Genomic DNA, 22,488 nt, shown 5'->3' with positions numbered 1-22,488 from the left:
ATATTTAACTACAAAATTTTATTTCTTACAAAATATAGCTTTATTCCAAAGTAGTCAATTATTTTTGCAGTATGTCAGAAAAGAAAAGAATTGCCATTTTAGGTTCCACCGGCTCCATAGGGACGCAAACCCTTGAAGTTATTGCCGCTAATCCTGATTTATTTGAAGTAATTGTATTGACCGCAAATAAAAATGCCGATTTGTTAATTGCCCAAAGTTTAAAATTTAAACCAAATGCAGTGGTGATTGTCGACGAAGAGGTGTACGATAAAGTGAATGATGCACTTTGGGACCATGACATTAAAACTTTTGCTGGAGAAAAAGCTTTGGAAGAGATTGTAGAAATGGAGGATATAGATATTGTATTAACTGCGCTCGTAGGGTATGCAGGTCTAAAACCAACTATTCGTGCTATTAAAGCAAAGAAAACAATTGCTCTGGCGAACAAGGAAACCATGGTTGTTGCCGGAGAGATTATTACCAAATTGGCAAAAGAAAATGCAGTGAATATTTTCCCTGTTGACTCTGAACATTCTGCTATTTTTCAATGTTTGGTAGGTGAATTCCATAATAAAGTGGAAAAAATATACTTAACTGCTTCTGGGGGACCTTTTAGAGGACGTTCTGCAGAACAATTAAAATCGATCACAAAAAGTCAAGCACTAAAACATCCGAATTGGGAAATGGGGGCAAAAATCACAATTGATTCAGCTACCATGATGAATAAAGGTCTAGAAGTAATTGAAGCAAAGTGGTTGTTCGCACTTAAAGATGAACAAATAGATGTTATTGTGCACCCACAATCTATTATCCATTCCTTAGTACAGTTTGAAGACGGGTCTATGAAAGCCCAAATGGGATTGCCAGATATGAAATTACCTATTCAATATGCCTTGACCTATCCATTGCGTGTAAAGACAGATTTTGAGCGATTTAATTTTGTTAATTATCCAAATCTTACATTTGAACAGCCAGATTATGAAACGTTTATTAATTTAAAACTTGCTTTTGCTGCCATGAAAAAAGGCGGTAATGCTGCTTGTGCTTTAAATGCTGCTAACGAAGTTACTGTGGGGGCGTTTTTGGCGGATAAAATCAGTTTTGTGGATATAGGTTTAATTAATCAAAAAGTAATGGATGCATTTACTTTTATTGAAAATCCATTATTAGAGGATTTATTTGAAACAGATAACAAGACAAGATTATTAACAAAAGAATTTATTGAAAATAATTAAGAACTTACCGGGGTTTTGTCTACTGGTTTTTTTTGCCCGAAATTTTTCCGGTATTTTAATAGCAATAGGCCAACCCCACAGGAGATAGAAAAATCAGCAATGTTCCAAATGGGTGGGAATATTTCTTCGCCTCCTAAACCAAAAGGCATTTTTTGTGGCCATGTGATGGTAAATCTTAGCATATCTACCACAGAACCTAACATGAATCCTGTTTCTCTGAGCTTGTCTGGAAAATAGACATCATTGTCTGCATTGTATTCCATGATCCAATTGGTCCTAAATCTTTCGTCTAAATCAAACCAGAAATCATAAAACATACCATCAATTAAATTGCCGGTAGCACCTGCAAAAACTAGTGCAATTGCAATTAAAAATAAGAGATTATGCTGACTCGAAATCACCACTTTTCTGACGTAATAACCTATGCCAATAATGGCCAAAAGTCTAAAAGTTGACAAGGCATATTTTGCCCAAATGCCAGCCCCAAACTCGGTACCAAAGGCCATACCACGATTTTCTATAAAATGTAATTCTAAAAACCCTTTAATTAATGGGCGCGTTTCATAGGGATTAAAATGTTGTTTAATCCATATCTTGAATACTTGATCTATCACTAGAATCATTAGAATAATTCCAACGACTAAAATTGATTTTTTTGTAGTAGAATAATTAACCTTGGGCATTTTTAGCTTCTATACTAAGAGTAGCATGTGGCACTAATCTTAATCTTTCTTTTCGGATTAATTTTCCAGTTTCGCGACAAATCCCGTAGGTTTTATTTTCAATTCTTCTTAAGGCATTCTCTAAGTTGGTAATGAACTTTGTTTGTCTTACCGCCAAATGAGACATCTCTTCTCTAGACATAGTTTCAGAACCATCTTCCATCATGTTGAATGATCTACTGGTGTCATTTGTTCCATGGTCGTCACTATAGTCAAGTTGACCACGTAATAATTTGAGGTCTTCTTTTGCTTCCCCTAATTTTGATTCTATAATTGTTCGGAACTCTTTTAGTTCCGTATCTGAATATCTTACTAATTCTGCCATTTTTAATGGTGTTAATTATCAATAAGCGACAAATATAAATTATTTATTTTTGATTTTAAGCCATATGTGTGAAAAATACTTCTGGTTTTATCATATAATTAGCGCTTTAATGGAAATGTAATTTTTACAGATAAATATTTTTTTTTATATTAAAAAAAGATTAAATTTGTGTTACACACATTAAATAAAAACTTATGAAAAAATTATTACTTTCTTTTGTTGCTTTTGCTACTGGGTTGACCAGTATAGCTCAAGTTTCATTTTACGTAAATCCACCGTCTATGAACAGTGGTAATTATTCTGTTATGTATGAGGATGCTACCGGTTTGGATTGGTCTATGCCTGATCCTGCGGATCCAGCGAATGCAGTGGATGATACATTGGTAATTGTTCAAGGTGTTGATTCTTTAGGGTGCGATCCTTTAACAAATGGCACTGATATTAATGGCCAAATTGCTGTGGTATGGAGAGGAGATTGTCAGTTTGGTACAAAAGCCTTAAATGCACAAAATGCGGGTGCAATTGCTGTTGTTATTGTTAATAATGATGGAGAGCCTGTTGGAATGGCAGGTGGTGATGACGGATTAAGTGTTACCATTCCTGTATTTATGATTTCAACTAGTACTGGAGAATTGTTATACAATGAAATTATGGGAGGTGCTACGGTAACTGCTTTTATTGGTAACAAATTTGGCTATTTTGCAAATGATATAGGTATTAACCAAAAAGATGTTTTAAGAGCAAGACAATATGCTACACCTATTGGATTAGCACAAGATAATACAGAGTTTGAAGTGAATGTTGGAGCTTGGGTTTACAACTATGGTGTTAATACACAGGCTAACGTTACTTTAAATGCAAAAGTTACTGCAAATGCAAGTGTGCTTTATGATGAAACTTCTAGTGCGGTAGCAACTATTCCTTCTGGTGATAGTGTTTGGATTGCATTGCCAACTTTTTCAGAAGCGACTTACAGCTTAGGTTTATATGAAATGGTATATTCTGTGTCTTCAGATTCAATAGATGACTTTATTGATGATAATGGTTTGAATGCAGATTTCTTATTTACAGATAACGAGTATTCTTATTCAAGAATGGATGCTTCTAACTTAGAGCCTTCTTCTAATCAGTTTTTTCAACCAAGTGATTTTACTTCCACTTTTGGGGATTGTATTCATTTTACAGATGCAAATGCAAGCAGAAAAACAGCAACTGGACTTACTTTTGCAGCAACGAGTGCAACAGGTACTACTTTAGATGGACAAGTATTGTCTGTGGAAGCTTATGAGTGGCAAGATGCAGTAACGGATATCAATGATGCTGGATTTGGAATTTCTTTGTTAAACGGTGTTGCAATTGGTGAATATACTTATGCAACGGATGATCAAGGTTTAGCAGTAAGTGTACTTTTTGATGAGCAATTAGCTTTAGAAGATAATGCACATTATATTTTCTGTGTAATTTCTTCTAGTCAAGATGTCTTCTTAGGATATGATAACGGTTTAGATTATGATGAAAATATTTCAGGAGAAGATGCTACAGGTAATGTTCACGGAACAGGTCATGTAACTTCTTTGGTAAACAATGATGGTTCCTATTCTGGATTAGGTTTTGGATCTGATTTGTCAGCTGCTTTGGTTGTAAACATGTTGACAACTGCTGAATTAGGTGTTGATGATAACGAAGTAGAATTAGAGAAAGCTTATCCAAACCCAGCCGTAAATACATTAACTATTCCTTTGAATGGTGTGGATGGTGCTGGAACTTTGAATATTGTAGATCTTTCAGGAAAATTAATTTCTACACAACAAGTTAACTTATCTGCATCTAAATTATTAGTTGATGTTTCAACTATTGCAAACGGAATGTATGTATTTAATTTAAAATTAGAGAATGGAAAATCTTCAACTTTCAATGTAGTTGTAGGTAAATAATTAATCTCTTTTTGATTTATATTGAACCACCTGTTACTAATGTGTAACAGGTGGTTTTTTTTGTGCATATAATATATTGCGTTAGGCAAATAATTCTAAACAAACATCCCTTAATAAACATTATCTTTAAGCTTGTGTATTCCCCGTTTGTTTTATTATTTTTGCCAAAAAAACACATGTACAAACTTTCACTTCTACTCTTAGGATTTGTTTTTATTATCAGTTGTAAAAATGAATCAAAAACCAAAGTTAAAGAAGTGGTAGAAGTGATTGATTCTGTGTTGCCGTCGCCTATAGCATATGGTTTTACATTAGACTCCTTTCAAATTCATTACGATACAATTGTCCCCAACAGTACCTTGAGTCATTTATTTGCGCCGTATGATATTTCACAATGGTACATCAATACCGCGGCTGAGATGGCTGCTGATAGCAGTATTGGGTTAAAATATGTAACAACGGGTACGCCAGTAATGTTGTTGCAATCAAAAAAAGATACTGCAGCACGATTGCTATATTGTGTTTACCCTAAAAATGAAGTGGAATATGTTGTTTTTAACTTTACCGATTCTGTAGAAGTGTCTTTGGAAGTTAAGCCACACGCGGTGGAAGAGAAGATATTAAGTGCTGAAATTATAGCCAATTCTAACTTAACGGTTGCCATTAATCAACAGTTAAAAAACATTAATATGACTGGGGAAATGGCAGAAGAGATATCAGGGCTTTTTGCATGGACTATTGATTTCTTTAAATTACATCCTGGTGACCAATTTAAAGTTATTTACAATGAAAAAAGTGTAGATGGTAATCCTTATGATATTGGAGATATTAAATATGCCTATTTTAAGCACCAGAACAAAGAATTCTATTCTTTTTATTATGTGTTGGATAGTGCCAAAAATAAAGTAGGTGTGTTTGATGAAAACGGTAAGGAAATGAAACGGAAGTTTTTAATGTCACCCGTAAAATATTCCAGAATTAGTTCCAGCTATTCCAATAGAAGGTTTCACCCTGTTCAGCGCCGGTGGAAATCTCACTTAGGCACAGACTATGCTGCGCCAAAAGGAACACCTATCTGGTCGACTGCAGATGGTTATGTGATAGCAGCAGCATATACAAGGGGAAATGGAAACTATGTAAAAGTAAAGCATAACGATACCTACACAACGCAGTATTTGCACATGACTGGCTTTGCTTCAGGTATTAAAAAAGGTGTTTATGTGAAACAAGGACAAATTATTGGCTTTGTAGGTAGTACTGGTTTAGCTACTGGCCCACATGTGTGTTATCGTTTTTGGAAAAATGGTAAACAAATTAACCACCGTACAGAAAAATTCCAACCCTCTACACCAATGCCTGATTCTTTGTTACAAGATTATTTAAAATTTATTGAACCTATAAAAGCAAAATTAGACCAGACAAAAATTACTCCTTTTATTCGAGAAAATAAATAAATATTCCATCAAATAATCAAATAACAACTTCGAATACTAAAAAATCTTGAATTAATTAAGTTTTCAACAAAATTATCCTAGTATTTATCCTAAATTTGCACTTATATTTCCAAGGGTAAAATAGAATGGCTGAAGTAAAAAAAATTAAAAATGCGCTAATTTCCGTATTTAGTAAAGATGGATTAGATCCAATTGTAAAGAAATTAAATGATTTAGGAGTTGTAATCTATTCAACTGGTGGTACACAATCTTATATTGAAAATTTAGGAATTTCAGTAATTCCAGTAGAGGAGTTGACGTCATATCCTTCTATATTAGGGGGGAGAGTAAAAACTTTGCACCCAAAAATATTTGGTGGTATATTAAATCGTAGATCATTAAGTGAGGATCAAGCGCAAATTTCAGAGTTTGAAATTCCAGAGATTGATTTGGTAATTGTCGATTTATACCCGTTTGAAGATACAGTAAATTCTGGTGCTAGTCATGCAGATATTATTGAAAAAATTGACATAGGTGGTATTTCTTTGATTCGTGCAGCAGCAAAAAATTATCAAGATGTGGTAATTATACCTTCTATGAATCAATACGAACCCTTTTTAGCTTTGTTGGAAAGTGGAAATGGGGAGACTTCAATTGAAGATAGAAAATCTTTTGCTGGAGAGGCATTCAATGTTTCTTCTCATTATGATACCCACATTTTTAATTATTTTGAACCGAATCAAACCAGAAGCTTTAAACAAAGCTTTAATCAACCAAATGCTTTAAGATATGGTGAAAACCCACATCAAAAAGGTACTTTTTATGGCGACTTAGATGCTATTTTTGATAAGTTACATGGTAAAGAGTTATCCTATAATAACTTGTTGGATGTAGATGCTGCGGTAAACTATATGAATGAGTTTAAAAATGACGATCCAACCTTTGCTATATTAAAACATAATAATGCTTGTGGCTTGGCAACAAGACCGACCCTTTTAGAAGCTTATAATGATGCTTTGGCCGGGGATCCAGTTTCTGCTTTTGGTGGTATTTTAATTGCTAATAAGAAAATTGACTTGGCTACTGCAAATGAAATTCACAAGTTGTTTTGTGAAGTAGTAATTGCGCCGGCTTATGATGCGGATGCTTTAGAAGTTTTAAAAGGAAAGAAAAATCGAGTGATTTTAATTCAAAAAGATTGTGTTTTACCAAGTAAACAATCCAGAACAATTTTAAATGGTGTTTTGGTACAAGATAAAGATTTGGTGACGGATCAAATTAAAGACTTTAAAACCGCAACTAAATTGGCACCTAGTGCTACTGAATTAACGGATTTAGAATTTGCTAATAAATTGGTAAAACATACTAAATCAAATACTATTGTATTGGCTAAAAATAAGCAATTATTTGCTTGCGGAACTGGTCAAACTTCAAGAGTAGATGCTCTGGAACAAGCTATTCATAAAGCGAAGTCATTTAATTTCGACTTAAATGGTGCGGTAATGGCATCTGATGCGTTTTTCCCTTTTCCTGATTGTGTAGAAATTGCAAAAAATGCTGGAATCACAAGTGTCATTCAACCAGGTGGTTCTATTAAAGATCAATTGTCAATTGATTATTGTGATGCAAATGGAATGAGTATGGTTTTTACAGGAAATAGACATTTTAAACACTAAAATCAACTTTTAAGTAAAAAGTTAGTTTGAATTTAATATATTAGTAAGCTTAATACAACGGAAAAATAAAGGATGGGACTATTTGATTTTTTATCACAAGAAATTGCCATAGATTTAGGTACGGCAAATACCCTAATAATAATGAACGACAAAGTGGTTGTTGATGAACCAAGTATCGTTGCCAGGGATATTCAAAGTGGTAAAATTGTTGCAATTGGTAAAAAAGCGCAACAAATGCATGGAAAAACCCATAAATTAATCGAAACGGTTCGTCCTTTAAAAGATGGCGTTATCGCTGATTTTGAATCGGCAGAGCAAATGATACGCGGAATGATTAAGATGATTAATACTTCATCAAGGTTATTTAACCCTAGTTTAAGAATGGTTATTTGTATTCCTTCTGGAATTACGGAAGTTGAAAAAAGAGCGGTTCGTGATTCTGCAGAACATGCAGGTGCGAAGGAAGTATTTTTAATACACGAACCAATGGCAGCAGCTATTGGTATTGGTATTGATGTCATAGAGCCTATGGGTAACATGATTATTGATATTGGAGGTGGTACTTCAGAAATTGCGGTTATTGCCCTTGGAGGGATAGTTTGCGATAAATCTATTCGTGTGGCAGGGGATGACTTTACCCGTGATATTGAAGAATACATGCGTCGTCAACATAATATTTTGGTGGGAGAAAGAACCGCGGAACAAATTAAAATAGAAGTAGGTTCAGCAATCACAGAATTACCAGATGAACAAGCGCCGGATCCTTATCCGGTTAGAGGGAGAGATTTAATGACTGGTATTCCAAAAGAAATCATGATTTCCTATGGTGAAATTGCGCATGCCTTAGATAAAAGTATTGCTAAAATAGAAGAGGCAATTTTGAATGCTTTGGAAATGACACCACCCGAATTGTCTGCTGATATATACAAAACTGGGATCTATTTAGCAGGTGGAGGTTCTATGTTGCGTGGATTAGATTATAGAATATCTTTAAAAACGAAACTGCCTGTACATATTGCTGAAGATCCATTGAGAGCTGTAGCAAGAGGGACGAGTATTGCCTTGAAAAATATCGATAAATTCCAATTCCTAGAACGTTAAAATTTAGGAGTAAATTAAGAAGTACCTAAGCATAAAATGAGAAATTTATTTAAGTTTTTAAAACGTTTTAGAAATTTCTTAATTTTTATGGTCCTTCAAATTTTTGTCTTAGGACTTTTTTTTAACAGTAAAAATTATCATAAAGCTAGTTTTGTAAATTCTACTAATGCAATTTCCAGTTGGTTTTTACAAAAAAGGTACAATATTACACGTCATTTTGATCTCGAAAAAAATAATGTAATATTGGCGAATGAAAATGCTGAATTGTTGGGGAAATTGCCCATGAGCTATTATGCGCTACAACAACAATTGTTTCAAATAAATGATTCTGTTTATGAACAACAATACCAGTTTATAGCGGCAACCGTTATCAATTTTTCTAACCATAAGTTAAATAATTTTGCTACGATTAATAAAGGCAGTTTAGCCGGCGTTGAAAAAGATATGGGGGTAATAGTTTCTGATGGAATTATTGGTTTTGTAATTGATGTATCAAAGCATTACGCCATTATAAGGACTTTACTTTCAGAAAGAATTAATATTATAGTGGAAGTGAATGATATTATGGGTAGTTTGGATTGGAATGGGAGAGATAATAAAGTTGGAAAAGTAAAAGGTATTACCTCAAGTGCTCAGATAGTGGTGGGTGATACAGTATATACCAAAGGAAGTAATGGACACTTTCCTATTGGAATTCCGGTGGGCGTAGTAAGCGAAGCTAAGATTGAAAATGGTGCTGCGACTTTGAGTATAAACATTGATTTTACGGTTAATTTTAGTGCTTTGGGACATGTTTATATAATAAAAAACATTTTTAAAATGGAAAAAGATAAATTAGAACATAAGTATTATGAGTAATCAATGGATTCAATATGGTATTTACTTTGTTGCTTTTTTATTAATTCAAGGATTAATTATTAATAATATTGCCCTGTCAATATATGTTTATCCCATGGTTTATGTGATTGCAATTATGATGTTGCCGTTTGAAACAAACGTTTTGTTGGCAATGGGTATAGCGCTGATAATGGGATTCGGTTTGGATATCTTAAGCGATACTTTTGGTTTACACACTTCTGCTAGTTTATTTTTAGCCTATATACGACCGTTTATATTAAAAGTATTACAGCCTAGGGATGGCTATGAAAATAATAAATTACCTACTGTGCACGATATGGGGTATACTTGGTTTTTAGCTTATGCTTTTGTATGCCTAATTTTACACCATACCTGGTTTTTTGCCTTTGAAATTTTTAGATTCGACCTCATAGGCTTATTGGTTTTAAAAGTGATATTTAGTAGTTTGGCTTCCTTTATATTGATTTTCATCTTTCAGTTTTTATTTTATAAACCAAGTAAATAAATGAATAACTTTGACAATCGAAAATTCGTAATTACGTTTCTAATCTTATTGATAGGATCCGTTTTTATATTTCGGTTAGCATATATGCAGTTGATTGATGACCAATGGAAATTAAGGGCTGCAGAAATTTCAGAGAATAAATTAGTTACTTATCCAGCACGGGGAATAGTATATGACCGTAATGATAAAATCCTGATCGATAACCAAGTTTTTTATAATTTATTGGTAATACCACGAGAAACGGAAGGTGTAGATTCAGTGGAATTTGCAAAATTGCTTAACATTCCAATCGAAGATTATACGACTAGGATGAATAAGGCAAGAAAGTATTCCAAAAGAAAGTCATCTATTTTTGAAAAACAAATTTCTCCAAAAGACTATACACAAATAGGACCTGAACTGTATAAGTATCCCGGGTTTATTGAAGAAGAAAGGACTTTAAGAACTTACCCTAAACCAATAGGCGCACAGATGCTGGGCTATATGAATGAAGTCAATAAAAGTGACATTCAAAAAGATGGGTATTACAAGTCGGGAGATTATATTGGTAGAAGTGGGATTGAAAAAGAATATGAGTCGGTTTTACGTGGTAAAAGAGGGGTGCGGTATATTTTGCAGAATGCCATAGGTGTTTTTACAGGTAGTTTTGAAAATGGAAAATTTGATACAGTTGCGATTCAAGGAAAAAATATTCAATTGGGAATAGATGCAGAACTCCAAGCTTATGGTGAGCGATTAATGCAGAATAAAATTGGATGTATTGTTGCTATCGAACCTAGTTCAGGTGAAATACTTAGTTTGGTGACTTCGCCTACTTACGACCCAAATCTATTGGTCGGTAGAAATTTGGGCAATAATTACATGGATTTATATAAAGATTCTTTGAAGCCACTTTTTAACCGTGCTTCTATGTCTACCTATCCGCCAGGATCGACTTTTAAATTAATGATGGCTTTAATTGGCCTGCAAGAAGGAGTAGTCACTTCAAATAGTAGTTTTCCTTGTACAAAAAGCTTGGTAGGTTGTCACAATCATCCAACAGCTCAAACTATTTCAGATGGCGTTAAAATGTCTTGTAATCCTTATTTTTATCACCTGACCAAAAAAATTATTCAACAAAATAAATCACCAAATGGGTATATTGATGCTGGTATTGGTTTGGATATCTGGCAAGACTATGTGCAAAGTTTTGGAATGGGTAAAACATTACCTACCGATTTAAATGGGGTAAGTAGAGGGTTAATACCTGGTAAAAGCTATTATGATCGGATTTATGGTGAGCACAGGTGGATGTTTAGTACTATTTTCTCTATTTCTATTGGTCAAGGAGAGGTTTTAGTTAATCCAATTGAAATGGCCAATTTAGCAGCTATAATGGCCAACCGAGGTTACTATTACCCACCTCACTTTATAAAAAACATTGAAAATGATACCATAGCTTCCATTTTTCAAAAAAAGCACAAGACTAAAGTAGATGCTGAAAATTTCAGCTATGTAGTGGATGGAATGTATCGGGTGGTAAATGAAGCTGGTGGAACGGCTAGAAGGGCTCGTTTAGACAGTATTGCTATCTGTGGTAAAACAGGAACAGCGCAGAATCCACATGGGGAAGATCATTCTATTTTTATCGCCTTTGCGCCTAAAGATGATCCAAAAATCGCAATTTCAGTATACATAGAAAATGCTGGTTTCGGCGGGACTTGGGCTGCTCCAATTGCAAGTTTGATGATAGAAAAGTATTTAACCAATGCTATCTCGCCAAGTTCGATTAAAAGGGAAAAGAGAATATTAGAAGCAAATTTAATATTGGGTAAATGAGAAGAAAATATGCAATCTTAGGAGATGTGGACTGGGTGCTAATTGGCCTCTACCTGATTTTAGTCTCTTTAGGCCTTTCTAATATTTATGCTGCAGTTTATGATGTGGAGCATCCTATGATTTTTAGCCTATCTACAGAATATGGAAAGCAATTTATGTGGATTGGAATATCCTTGTTTTTTGGGCTCTCTATTTTATTGCTGGATGGGTCTTTTATAAAGAAAAATGCCTATTGGGTATACGGTTTTACAATGTTACTGCTATTGCTGGTCCTTTTTACTAGTCCCATTAATGGAGCTAGGTCCTGGTTTGGTATAGGTAGTGTTGGTATTCAACCCTCAGAGTTTGCTAAAATTGGCATCAGTTTAGCATTGGCTAAATATATAGCTGAAATGGGTAGTCAATTTAAAGAATTTAAATCTAAATTTAGAATAGGTTTGATTCTAGGCATACCTTCTATCCTTGTTTTATTACAACCAGATGCTGGTACTTTTATCATCTTTGTTTCCTTCGTATTGGTGCTTTATAGAGAAGGTCTTTCCGGTAACATAATCTTGTTCGGTATAGTCGCAGTAATTGTGGCTGTTATTACATTGATTGTGGCAGATAATACATTTTTTATCCCTTTTACAAAAATTAAAGTGACTGGGAAGTTTGGTATATTTTTGTTTATTACTTTGTTGGGATTGGTTTCTATTTTTATGGTCAAAAATTATGTTATACCTAGAAATAGAAAGAGTTTATATCGTGTAATTATTGGTGGTTTTTTAATTTCTATAGTTTTTGTAAATTTTGTAGAAGTTGGTTATACTAATATTCTACAAAGTCACCAAAAGGAAAGAATTGATTTATTACTAGGGAAAATTGTTGATCCAGATGGTAAAGGATATAATATCAATCGTTCTAAAGCAGCCATTGGTTCTGGTGGTTTTATGGGGAATGGATTCATGCAGGCTAAATTAGCCAATGCTAATCAGCGCCATGTTCCCATGCAAAGCACCGATTTTATTTTCTGTACTTGGTCTGAAGAACGCGGCTTTTTAGGTGCTTCTTTGTTAATTGGACTGTATATAGGTTTAATGATGAAAATTATTACCGTGGCCGAAAGACAGCGGTCTAGATTTACCCGGATTTATGCCTATTGTGTTTTGGGAATCTTTTTTTTTCATATGCTAATTAATATCGGCATGGCCATTGGATTGGCACCGGTAATTGGAATTCCATTACCATTTTTCAGTTATGGTGGTTCCAGTATGATGAGTTTTACTGTTTTACTCTTTACATTGATTAAATTAGATGCCGAGAGAAAAAATGTCCTGCAATAATGACTGCTTATTTTAATCAATTTTCTGTTTTATTGCTATCCACCATTTTTATCAGTTTAGTCAGTGGTTTATTACAAATATTTTTAGTTGACTTTTTTGAGGTGGATATTACCTCCAATTATATTGTAAATGGTTTAATCACACAAATATTTGTATTTATTGGGGGTGGATTACTTTATTTAAAACTAACTGCACAGTCTTTTTATTCCGTTATTCAAATCAAATCCATTAACCTAAAGGGTCTATTGACTGCTCTAGGTTTATTTATAGTCGCAATAGCTCTAAGTAATATACTTTCGGTATTCAATGCTTGGGCGGTCGATTTTGACTACTTTAAAGATGCGCTAAATAGGAATGAAGAAATTGTAGCATTACAAACCAAATTAATTAATTCTTTTGAAGGGGTAGAGATTATTTATGCTGTAGCCTTTTTTGGTGTATTACCTGCCGTAGCAGAAGAGTTTTTATTTCGGGGACTATTGCAAAAGATAATGGTAGATTGGACCAAGTCAGTATATATTGGGATTACACTGACTGCTTTGTGTTTTGCCATTTTACATTTTCAAATACAAAGTGTATTACCAATTTTTGGAGTGGGGCTAATTTTGGGGTATACTTATGATAAGTTGAATAATATTTGGTATCCAATAATTATACACTTTTTATATAATTCACTACAGGTCCTCATGTTGAATTATGGGTAAAAAAAAACATCCCAATTAGGGATGTTTTTAAAAAGTTAACCGTTCAATTATATTTATTGATCGGTTGGATTTAAATCATTTTTAGTAGAATATACAATTCTATACCCTTTTACTTTTGGGTCACTTAATGCATCTTTGATATTGGCAACAGTTTTCATGTTTACATCATCATCAATTTTTAAAATAGTAGCTACATCAAAAACCTCCTTATTGGCTGGTTTATTAGCTATTTTCCATTTTCCTATTGCAGAAGTGTAATCCACTTTCAACTGATCATCTAAAAACACTTCCACCAAAGCATTAGACCCTCCATTGATTGGATATCCTGCCCAAATGTAATCTGTATCGTCATCTTTATTTAATTCAATAGCAATGGCAGATTCTGGAATTTGTAAATCTAAATTCGTTGGTTCTTTCTCTTTTGGTCTTGTAGCAACCATAAAGAAGAACAATAGCATGAATACAATATCAGGTAATGCCGCCGTGTTAACTGGTGGTTGTCCTTTTTTACCTTTCTTTCTAAATTTCGACATATTAAATAATTAGTTTGTGATAGCAGGTTCTAACAATCTGTCAGGAACCATGATATCTAATATTTTAATTTTTTCGTTGTCTTCCGGAATACTAGGATCTAAGTCGTAATATGAAGTACCGTTAAAAATTTCTTTCGAACGTTCGTCTTTCACTTTATTTACTACTTTACCAATGTGGTTAATTATAGAAATATAAACACCGTATGATGTACCCGCTTTTTGTTTTAACTGTATTGCAGCTTGTTCGTTAATTTCTAAAAACTTTCCATCAGGCATTGCATCTAAAACAGCTTTTCTTTTCTCCAGTTTTGAAACAGCAGATTTTAAAACAATATTGTCTTCATCTTGTGTTAATTCTTGCTTCGCTAAACCTAATTCTTGTTTTGTACTCTCTACATCACGCAAAAAGTATTCTACTTGAGAAGGATCTTTCTCTGGCGTATACATGTTTGCAGTATAAAAATAATAGAGTTTTTCTTCTAATTGAGAAATATCTAAATTTTCAGTTTCTACTAAAAGTTGGTCATTTGCATTTACGTTTATTGAAAATACATCCCGCATTCTAGTAGGTGGTAGAATTACATCATCCGGAACCTCTACCTTCATAGGTAAAGTTTTAGGTATTCCAGCTTCCAAATCCATTGTAGTGGTTACAATAAAGAATATTAAAAGCAAGAAGGCAATGTCGGCCATTGACCCTGCATTAATTTCTTCTAGTTCTCTTCTTGCCATACCTATTTATTTTGAAAAAAGTCTGAATAAATTAATAGCTCCTTGGTACAAGATTAAACCAACAGTAATGAATAATAACGTTCCCGTTACTAAGATTCCAGCTCCTGTGTATTGGAAACTTTTATCTGTGTAATTACTTGTCTCAAGCATTTTTCCTTCCCCAACTTCGGGTGCCATTTTAAAGCAAATAAATCCAATGATAATCAAGGCCGCAAAACCAATTGCAGAGCGAATGAATCTCTTTGGGTTATTGATAATGTTTATTACAGTAAATAATAAAATAACTATAAATGCAATTATCATCAACCATTTTGTAAAGTTGATAGAATTAGTGGTTGCATTTTGAAAGTCATAATTTTTACTGACTAAATCATTTAGCATGCCTTCTTTTAGTTCTCCTTCAACAGTTTTGGTATTTCCTTTAGAGTCTACAAATGCTTGGTAATTTAAAACTTTGTTTTCCGCTAAGTCATACACTTTGTTTGCTTTTGCGTCCACTACATAGTTATATAAAACTTGTTTGGTAGGTTCTTGAGGTTTTCCATCTACATCAGGTTGTTCGTGTTCAACAACAAAAAATGCTTGATCTGTTAAGGCGATATCTTCGTCAGAGCTTGGTGCAAGCGAAATATTGTTCCAAATAAGCACAATGCCTATTAAAAACAGTATCGCCATACCAGCTTTCAGTATTAATGATACTACTTTATTTTCCATATTCTTTTAATTATCGATTTTTCGATTATTATTTAGCTACTTTGTTTTTCAACATTACATCAATTAAAGAGATAGATGCATCTTCCATATCGTTTACAATACCATCCACTTTTGCAATAAGGTAATTGTAAAACACTTGAAGAATGATTGCTACAATCAAACCAAATACAGTTGTTAATAAGGCAACTTTAATATCACCAGCAATTTGATCTGCTTGTACACCACCATTAGTCTCAATGGTATCAAAGGCTTGAATCATACCGATTACCGTACCCATAAACCCTAACATTGGCGCCAAAGCAATAAATAATTGAATCCATGACATACCCTTTTCTAAAAGTCCCATTTGAACACCACCGTAAGAAATAACAGATTTTTCAACCATATCAATTCCTTCTTCAGAACGATCTAATCCTTGGTAAAAAATAGAAGCAACTGGTCCTCTAGTATTTCTACAAACTTCTTTTGCAGCTTCAACACCACCTGATGCTAATGCTTCATCTACTTGAGCAACTAATTTTTTAGTGTTTGTTGTGGCTAAGTTTAAATAAACAATTCTTTCAATAACCATGGCTAAACCAAAAATCAAACAGGCCAATACAACCCCCATAAATTCAGGTCCACCCTCAATAAACCTTTGTTTTAACACATTGGTAAATGATGTTTCTGCGACATCTGCAACTTTAGAATCTTGTGCGAATAATGATGCTGATGTTCCAAAGGCAGCTACTAACATTAATACTTTTTTCATTTTTTTAAATTTGAGTTATTTTTTGTTTTCTATTTTGATTAAACCCGTTATTTATTTTAACGAATTGCTAAAGTACAAAAATTTATAATTAATACTAATTTCAATTTATATATTTTAGTTCTGTAGTTCTATTTTCTAAGCATCTCACCACAAAGTGATGAGTTTAATAATTCAATTCTTTCTTCTTTTTCTGTAGTTCTTCCCAATACATACATCAATTTTGCAAGGGCTGCTTCTGTCGTTAAATCCACGCCATTTATTACGCCTAATTTCTTGAATATTTCACTGGTTTCATATTTGCCAAAAACTACTTTTCCTTTCATACATTGGGTGATATTTAATACTAATCCTCCTGCTTCAATATAGTCTGCTATTATTGTATTGAATGCGGTAGAACTAAACATATTGCCACTGCCAAATGTTTCTAGGACAATTGCTTCATTGATAGTGAAATCAAAAAATCCTTTGATAGAAGGAATGGACATGCTTGGAAATAACTTTACCAAACCTACTCTGGTGTTAAATTCGGTAAATACTTCCAATTTTGGTGCGGCTGTTCTAAATAGCTCTTGTTCATCAAATTCTATTTCCACACCAGCTACAGCCAAATTTGGATAGTTTGGTGAGTCAAATGCTTCAAAAGCATTGGCACTTATTTTGGAAGCGCGGTTTCCACGATATAAATGATATTCAAAATAAACAGCGACTTCTTGAATAATTGGCTCGTCGTGTATATCTCTAAGTCCAGCAATTTCAATCGCTGTAATTAAATTTTCCTTACCATCTGTTCTAATTTTACCAATTGGTAATTGTGAACCGGTTAAAATAACTGGTTTTTTTAAACCCAACAACATAAAACTTAAGGCAGAAGCGGTATAAGCCATGGTGTCGGACCCATGTAATATTACAAATCCATCATAATCTTCGTATTTAGTGGCTATAAGATTTGCTAAAAAAGTCCAATTGGAAGCATTCATTTCTGAAGAATCTATTGGAATATCAAAAGAAATGACGTCTAATTGATAATCGATTTGTTTTAACTCGGGTATATTATTATATAAGTGCTTGAAATTGATTGATTTCAACGCACCTGTCTTAGGGTCATTGATCATGCCAATTGTGCCGCCTGTATAAATAATTAAAACTTTAGGGTTGTGCTCCATCTTAATAGTACAATGATAATTAATGAAATCTAATTGGAATGTTAAATTTCCTTTATGTGTAAGTTATGTTTATTTAAAGGGGTGTATTTTCAACTTTTCTTTATGAAAATAGGGTGCTGGAATTACAATTCTCCGAAAATTTCTAGGGTATTTGCATTGGTCTGTTCCGATATGGTTAATTGGTCGACTTTAAATATCTCGGCTAATTTTTCTGCTACCTTAACCAAATAGGCACTCTCGTTTCTTTTTCCTCTATATGGGGTTGGTGCTAAGTACGGCGAATCGGTTTCTAAGACTAAATCTTTTAATGTCAGGTTTTCAATTACTTTATCTAGTCCAGAATTTTTAAAGGTCAATACACCACCAAGTCCTAACTTAAAACCACCATATGACAATGCTTTTTTTGCTTGGTCTAAGTTACCTGTAAAACAATGAAAAACTCCTGTTAGGTTATTATCATTGAGTTCGTCTAGTACTTCAAAAACTTCTTCAAATGCATCACGCACATGAATAACAATGGGTAATTTTAATTTTTTGGCCCATTCAATTTGAATTTTAAATGCTGCTTTTTGAATGGCAAGGGTGGTTTTGTCCCAATACAAATCTATCCCAATTTCCCCAATTGCAATAACGGTATTTTGGTTTAATTCTGTTTCAATTTTCTCTAATACAGATAAATAATCTGCAGCTACAGAACAAGGATGTAAACCGAGCATAGGGAAGCATTGCTTTGGATAAGCTTTGGTTAACGCAAACATTTTTGGCATGGACGCCAAATCTATATTTGGTAATAAAAATTTTTGGACACCATTTTTCATGGCTCTCTCCATCATTTCTTGTCGGTCCTCCTTGAATTCGTCGACATATAAATGGGTATGTGTATCTATATAAAACATATGTATTAGTCCCAATCTGGGCATGAACTACAGCCATTTTTTTTTCGGCTATATAAAAATATCCCACCAACTAATTGCCAGTCGGCATATACAAATTGCTGTTTTGCACGGTGATCGGAATTTCGGATTGTATTTAAATTTGGTAAATTTATGTACCCTGCTGACCAGTTGGATTGTAAGAAAAACCGGTTAAAAAAATCAGCCCGTAACCCTGTGTGAATGGAGGCGCCGAATCCAGAGATTTTTAAGTCAGTATGGTAGTCCTGGTTATTCCAGTTAAAATCGGTTTGTGTCACTACCCCCCCAATACCTAGTCCAACTCTTCTTTGTAGATAAAATTTTCTGTTTTTAGAACGGTAAAAATATTCTGTATTATTAATTTGAACAGAGATATAGTTTAAACCATTTGAGTTTTCGTATTGTATGGTTTTTGTGCTGATATAATTAAGGTCATTATCAAAAGTGCCATTTAAATATGCATTGGCAGACGCATCAATTTGTCCACTAATGAAAGCAGATTGATTATCGGTCATCACGTATTTCATATGATCGTATCCAATTGAAATGTCCCAATGTGGTTTATAACTATAACCTAATCTGATATTAAATTGTGGTACGGAAAGGGTTTGTGGATTAAAATAGGTACGGGCATTATTTTCTGGTTTGTCATGTGCTTTGGCATCATGAATGGTAAAGTTATAACCAGGGCCTTTAAATTGAATATCACTTTTGGTATAAATAGAACGATTATATCCCCAATAAAAATATATAGCTCCCGCTTGTGTCGCTTGTTTCTTTTTGTAGGAATATTTTTGCCCATAACCAATGGATAAAAAACAAATAAATAAAAAGCAAAGAATATTTTTCATAATTTAGTTTATTGCATAACGCAAAACTGTTTCAAAATTACGAACTATTTTTTACCTGTATGGCAAATCACAACGAAATTGGAAAAAAAGGAGAGGAAATTGCCAAAAAGTATCTATTAGATAAAGGATATAAGGTTTTGGCTTGTAACTATCGATTCAAACATTTAGAAATAGATATTATTTGTGAAAAAGATTGTCATTTGATTATTGTAGAAGTTAAGACAAGACAAAGTTCCTATTTAGCGGGACCTGAAGACACCGTTTCTAAAACAAAACAAAAAGGAATAATTAAATGTGCAAATGCTTATATCATTGAACATGAAATTGACATGGAGACAAGGTTTGATATAATAGCTATTATTTTAAATACGAATGAAAAAAGCATTGTGCATATAGAAGATGCTTTTTACCCTTTGCGATAAAAAAAAGAGTTAAGCCTAAGCTTAACCCTTTTTCTACTATTTATTTAACTTAAAATGTTTAGCTTACTTTTGCCATTGAATTTTTCAAGTTTTCCCAACTTACTAAGTGCATTTTTAAAGAGCCTACTTTAATTTTGGCTTTTGCTAAAATTGGAATTCTATTGGCGTCGTCAGTAATCCATACGGTTAGGTCTTCTTCGCTATTAAAAACTCTTCCTTCTTGAACCACTGGCGCAAATTTCAAACACCTGAATTTACCTTCTTTAATTTTTACCGTTTCTTTTCCTTTGTATTTAATTTTGGTTGGATAAAGTTCATTGTCCAAAAATATATTTACCGTGAAAATATCGCCTACTTGTGCATTAGAATAGTCAAGTGTTCTTGCATAGTAGAATGAAGACAGCATATCTTGTACCATGTTTGGGACTTTATATTTTTTTCCTTCCCCATTATCTACTACTTTTTTATGTTGGTAAAAGGTATAATCTTGGTTAATTTTGTAGCCTCCCTCGTTTACGCGTCTAATAAACAACCAAGGAAACATCCCCTCAGCATCCATGTGCGATTCGTATACGTCGTTTACCTTGTAGAACCATTCAAATGCTGAAATAGTTCTGCCAACCCCTCTTACTCGCCATAGTTTTCTACCTTGAATTGATTTTTTTGATTCTTCTACACTAAGGACTGCTTCGCCAGCATCTATAATGCCATAAGACAGTCTATAGGTTAATTTTTCACCAGGTTGAAATGCGGTATTGTTTACTTTTCTATAAGGAGTTGTTTCTCCCGCTTGTGCCTTAAAACTGAAACCAGTTATAATTAAGGTTAATATAAGTATGGAAGTTTTCATATAATTAAATTTTGTTACACTAACACATTTGCAAATGCAGTGCCAAACTTTAACAACAGGGGTTTATAGAGAGTTAATTAACAAATATTTTGGAAAGTTCAATTATATTTCTTACATTGTTCGTTGAGTAAGTAGTTTTTTTCATTTCAAGCGGAAGAGTTCAATTAATAGTTGAGCTCTTTCCATGTTAAATAAGAAACCGTTCTATTGCTTTTTGAACAAAATCTACTTCAATGTTTAGTAATTCATTTCTTTCAGAAATTGTTTTTTCTTCTAGAATTAGTACATGATCTCCTAAAGGTTGCCACCTGCCAAAATGCAAAGGCTTTCTAGGTGTGAATAGGCCAATGGTTTTGATATTAGATAACCCTGCAATATGCAAAGGACCAGTACTAGCAGCCATTAGCCCATCTGCAGCATGTATAAAAGCAATTAGCTCTTCTAAGCTCATTTTACCTGACAGGTCGTGTATATGTGCCATGTCTGGTAGTTTTTCTCTAAAAGAAGCTGCCTCTTCTTCTGTGCCAGTAAAAAACAATTCATACTTACTTAACTTTTTTGAAAGCGCTATAAAATTGTCAACGCCCCACTCTAAAGCACTTCCTTTAGATTTCGGATGAAATATAAGGTTCTTTTTTTCGGTGGACAAGAGTGATTTAAATTTTTGAGGGAGTGTTGGAATGCGATTGAATTGAGCTTGTTTTGATAAAGTTTTTAATGGGTATAATTTGGTTATGCCAAATGGGGCTAATAATTTAATGTTTAGTTGTGATTCATGTAGCATGGAATTTTTCCTAGAAAAATTAACCCGATAGTTACAAGTTAGCAGGTGAAAAAGGCGGTGTGCAGTACCAATTCTGTATTTTATTTTAGCTTTTTGGGCTAAGCGCGCAATTTCTCTCCTAGGAAAAACGTGTATAAAGACATCAATATTCTGATTTTTCAGCCATTTAATTTGTGCTTGCTCTTCCATTTTTTGAAGGTCAGCCCAACACCAAACTTCCTCTATTTCGGAACTGCAATTAATAATGGGTTCGGTATAGGTGTTCCCTAAAAAAATGATGGTGGCGTCTGGAAATTTTGTTTTAAGAATACCAGCCATTGGAAGTGTTAAGGCAACGTCTCCAATACTATCTGTTCTGCTGATTACTATTCTATTTACCTTTTTAATCACGTTTTAATGCCTTGATTTTTTTATATTTTAAATAAGCAGCATAGCTGGATTTTACAGAAATAATCCAACCGGCCTTACCATCTAAAAAGCCTAATTTAATAAAGTAACATTTAATAAATTTAAGTATTGGACTTAAATACTCTTGCAAGAAAAACGTAGGTTTACCCTTTTTAACATGTGTTTTTGCTGCAATATTGGTAAAGTATTCAATTTGCTTGTCATGGTCTTCGGGATGGTGGTAGCTATAATGTAAAATATCACCTGCTAAAAAACCAGTTGCTTTGGTTGCGTCGAATAATTTAAATTCATCATGCGGGTTTTCTCCTGTCCATTCACCAGATCCTTTTTTCCATAAACGCAGTTTTGTGTCAGGATACCATCCTGTATGCTTAATCCATGTACCACAGTAATTCGTTAGGCGATTCATGGTGTAACCATCAAAATGATGATTTTCTTTAATGGATAAAACCGACTTTTTTAAATTTTCGTCCAGTGCCTCGTCTGCGTCTAGAGATAAAATTAAATTAAAATTAGCTTGGTCTTTGGCCCAGTTTTTTTGTTCAATATGTCCTTCAAAAGCATGGGGTATAAATTGTGCACCAAATTTTTTACAAATGGCTTCCGTACCATCTGTAGAAAAACTATCAACCACAATAACTTCATCTGCTACACCATTTAATGAAGCCAAACAAGTAGCTATATTTTTTTCTTCATTAAAAGTGATGATAACCACAGAAAGTTTTGTCAT

At 33.5% G+C, this 22,488-nt stretch carries 23 protein-coding genes; 11 read left to right on the top strand and 12 right to left on the bottom strand.

Annotation, left to right across the window (positions count from 1 at the left end):
- Positions 1–71 precede the first annotated feature (71 nt).
- Positions 72–1,235, top strand: a complete 1,164-nt coding sequence (locus DNU06_RS03710) for a 1-deoxy-D-xylulose-5-phosphate reductoisomerase (RefSeq protein ID WP_111061848.1) — start codon at positions 72–74, stop codon at positions 1,233–1,235.
- On the opposite strand, the gene DNU06_RS03705 is transcribed toward DNU06_RS03710, so the two are convergent.
- Entirely contained in the window at positions 1,232–1,918 is a 687-nt protein-coding gene (locus DNU06_RS03705; RefSeq protein WP_111061847.1) for a signal peptidase II, read from the bottom strand. The two genes, DNU06_RS03710 and DNU06_RS03705, sit on opposite strands and share 4 nt — an antisense overlap.
- Complete coding sequence (locus tag DNU06_RS03700; RefSeq protein WP_111061846.1) at positions 1,905–2,282, bottom strand: TraR/DksA family transcriptional regulator; 378 nt, start codon at positions 2,280–2,282, stop codon at positions 1,905–1,907. The genes DNU06_RS03705 and DNU06_RS03700 overlap by 14 nt, the downstream gene beginning before the upstream one ends.
- Before the next feature lie 194 nt (positions 2,283–2,476).
- Here DNU06_RS03700 and DNU06_RS03695 point away from each other — a divergent pair, with 194 nt between their 5' ends.
- From DNU06_RS03695 to DNU06_RS03655, 9 genes are all read left to right on the top strand, one after another.
- Positions 2,477–4,216 (top strand): T9SS type A sorting domain-containing protein, encoded by a 1,740-nt coding sequence (locus DNU06_RS03695; protein WP_111061845.1) that lies wholly within the window; start codon positions 2,477–2,479, stop codon positions 4,214–4,216.
- Positions 4,217–4,392: 176 nt separating this feature from the next.
- On the top strand, positions 4,393–5,670 hold the full coding sequence (locus tag DNU06_RS03690; protein ID WP_111061844.1) for a M23 family metallopeptidase: 1,278 nt from the start codon (positions 4,393–4,395) through the stop codon (positions 5,668–5,670).
- A gap of 125 nt (positions 5,671–5,795) precedes the next feature.
- Entirely contained in the window at positions 5,796–7,325 is a 1,530-nt protein-coding gene (gene purH / locus DNU06_RS03685) for a bifunctional phosphoribosylaminoimidazolecarboxamide formyltransferase/IMP cyclohydrolase (protein ID WP_111061843.1), read from the top strand.
- Between the two features lie 72 nt (positions 7,326–7,397).
- Positions 7,398–8,426, top strand: a complete 1,029-nt coding sequence (locus tag DNU06_RS03680; RefSeq protein WP_111061842.1) for a rod shape-determining protein — start codon at positions 7,398–7,400, stop codon at positions 8,424–8,426.
- A gap of 36 nt (positions 8,427–8,462) precedes the next feature.
- Positions 8,463–9,284 carry a rod shape-determining protein MreC gene (mreC, locus tag DNU06_RS03675; protein WP_111061841.1) on the top strand — a complete coding sequence of 274 codons (822 nt, stop codon included), beginning with the start codon at positions 8,463–8,465 and terminating at the stop codon, positions 9,282–9,284.
- Positions 9,277–9,789 (top strand): rod shape-determining protein MreD, encoded by a 513-nt coding sequence (locus tag DNU06_RS03670; RefSeq protein WP_111061840.1) that lies wholly within the window; start codon positions 9,277–9,279, stop codon positions 9,787–9,789. Before mreC ends, DNU06_RS03670 begins: the two co-directional genes overlap by 8 nt.
- Positions 9,790–11,607: a penicillin-binding protein 2 gene (mrdA, locus tag DNU06_RS03665; protein WP_111061839.1), complete on the top strand. Its 1,818-nt coding sequence runs from the start codon at positions 9,790–9,792 to the stop codon at positions 11,605–11,607.
- A complete protein-coding gene (rodA, locus tag DNU06_RS03660; RefSeq protein ID WP_111061838.1) occupies positions 11,604–12,932 on the top strand; it encodes a rod shape-determining protein RodA in 1,329 nt (442 codons plus the stop codon). The genes mrdA and rodA overlap by 4 nt, the downstream gene beginning before the upstream one ends.
- Positions 12,932–13,636 (top strand): CPBP family intramembrane glutamic endopeptidase, encoded by a 705-nt coding sequence (locus DNU06_RS03655; protein WP_111061837.1) that lies wholly within the window; start codon positions 12,932–12,934, stop codon positions 13,634–13,636. Before rodA ends, DNU06_RS03655 begins: the two co-directional genes overlap by 1 nt.
- 53 nt (positions 13,637–13,689) lie before the next feature.
- Here the strand turns inward: DNU06_RS03655 and DNU06_RS03650 are convergent, their stop codons facing one another.
- From DNU06_RS03650 to DNU06_RS03620, 7 genes are all read right to left on the bottom strand, one after another.
- The gene (locus DNU06_RS03650) at positions 13,690–14,169 is read right to left on the bottom strand and encodes an ExbD/TolR family protein (protein ID WP_111061836.1); all 480 of its coding nucleotides are present in this window, start codon (positions 14,167–14,169) and stop codon (positions 13,690–13,692) included.
- 9 nt (positions 14,170–14,178) lie between these two features.
- On the bottom strand, positions 14,179–14,901 hold the full coding sequence (locus DNU06_RS03645) for an ExbD/TolR family protein (RefSeq protein WP_111061835.1): 723 nt from the start codon (positions 14,899–14,901) through the stop codon (positions 14,179–14,181).
- A 6-nt stretch (positions 14,902–14,907) separates the two neighbouring features.
- The gene (locus DNU06_RS03640) at positions 14,908–15,615 is read right to left on the bottom strand and encodes a hypothetical protein (protein WP_111061834.1); all 708 of its coding nucleotides are present in this window, start codon (positions 15,613–15,615) and stop codon (positions 14,908–14,910) included.
- A gap of 28 nt (positions 15,616–15,643) precedes the next feature.
- Entirely contained in the window at positions 15,644–16,366 is a 723-nt protein-coding gene (locus tag DNU06_RS03635; protein ID WP_111061833.1) for a MotA/TolQ/ExbB proton channel family protein, read from the bottom strand.
- A 128-nt stretch (positions 16,367–16,494) separates the two neighbouring features.
- Entirely contained in the window at positions 16,495–17,529 is a 1,035-nt protein-coding gene (locus DNU06_RS03630) for an asparaginase (protein ID WP_111061832.1), read from the bottom strand.
- 122 nt (positions 17,530–17,651) lie between these two features.
- Entirely contained in the window at positions 17,652–18,425 is a 774-nt protein-coding gene (locus tag DNU06_RS03625; RefSeq protein WP_111061893.1) for a TatD family hydrolase, read from the bottom strand.
- Between the two features lie 5 nt (positions 18,426–18,430).
- On the bottom strand, positions 18,431–19,294 hold the full coding sequence (locus tag DNU06_RS03620; RefSeq protein ID WP_111061831.1) for a hypothetical protein: 864 nt from the start codon (positions 19,292–19,294) through the stop codon (positions 18,431–18,433).
- A gap of 59 nt (positions 19,295–19,353) precedes the next feature.
- Here DNU06_RS03620 and DNU06_RS03615 point away from each other — a divergent pair, with 59 nt between their 5' ends.
- On the top strand, positions 19,354–19,716 hold the full coding sequence (locus DNU06_RS03615) for a YraN family protein (RefSeq protein WP_111061830.1): 363 nt from the start codon (positions 19,354–19,356) through the stop codon (positions 19,714–19,716).
- Positions 19,717–19,774: 58 nt separating this feature from the next.
- On the opposite strand, the gene DNU06_RS03610 is transcribed toward DNU06_RS03615, so the two are convergent.
- The 3 genes from DNU06_RS03610 to DNU06_RS03600 form a co-directional block, all read right to left on the bottom strand.
- A complete protein-coding gene (locus DNU06_RS03610) occupies positions 19,775–20,566 on the bottom strand; it encodes a DUF3108 domain-containing protein (protein ID WP_111061829.1) in 792 nt (263 codons plus the stop codon).
- Between the two features lie 187 nt (positions 20,567–20,753).
- The gene (locus tag DNU06_RS03605) at positions 20,754–21,740 is read right to left on the bottom strand and encodes a glycosyltransferase family 9 protein (protein ID WP_111061828.1); all 987 of its coding nucleotides are present in this window, start codon (positions 21,738–21,740) and stop codon (positions 20,754–20,756) included.
- The gene (locus DNU06_RS03600) at positions 21,733–22,488 is read right to left on the bottom strand and encodes a glycosyltransferase family 2 protein (protein WP_111061827.1); all 756 of its coding nucleotides are present in this window, start codon (positions 22,486–22,488) and stop codon (positions 21,733–21,735) included. Before DNU06_RS03600 ends, DNU06_RS03605 begins: the two co-directional genes overlap by 8 nt.

The organism is Putridiphycobacter roseus, assembly GCF_003234935.1.
Lineage (GTDB): Bacteria > Bacteroidota > Bacteroidia > Flavobacteriales_D > Crocinitomicaceae > Putridiphycobacter > Putridiphycobacter roseus.
The sequence above is the reverse complement of the archived record's forward strand: the minus strand, read 5'-3'. Positions and strand labels throughout refer to the sequence as shown.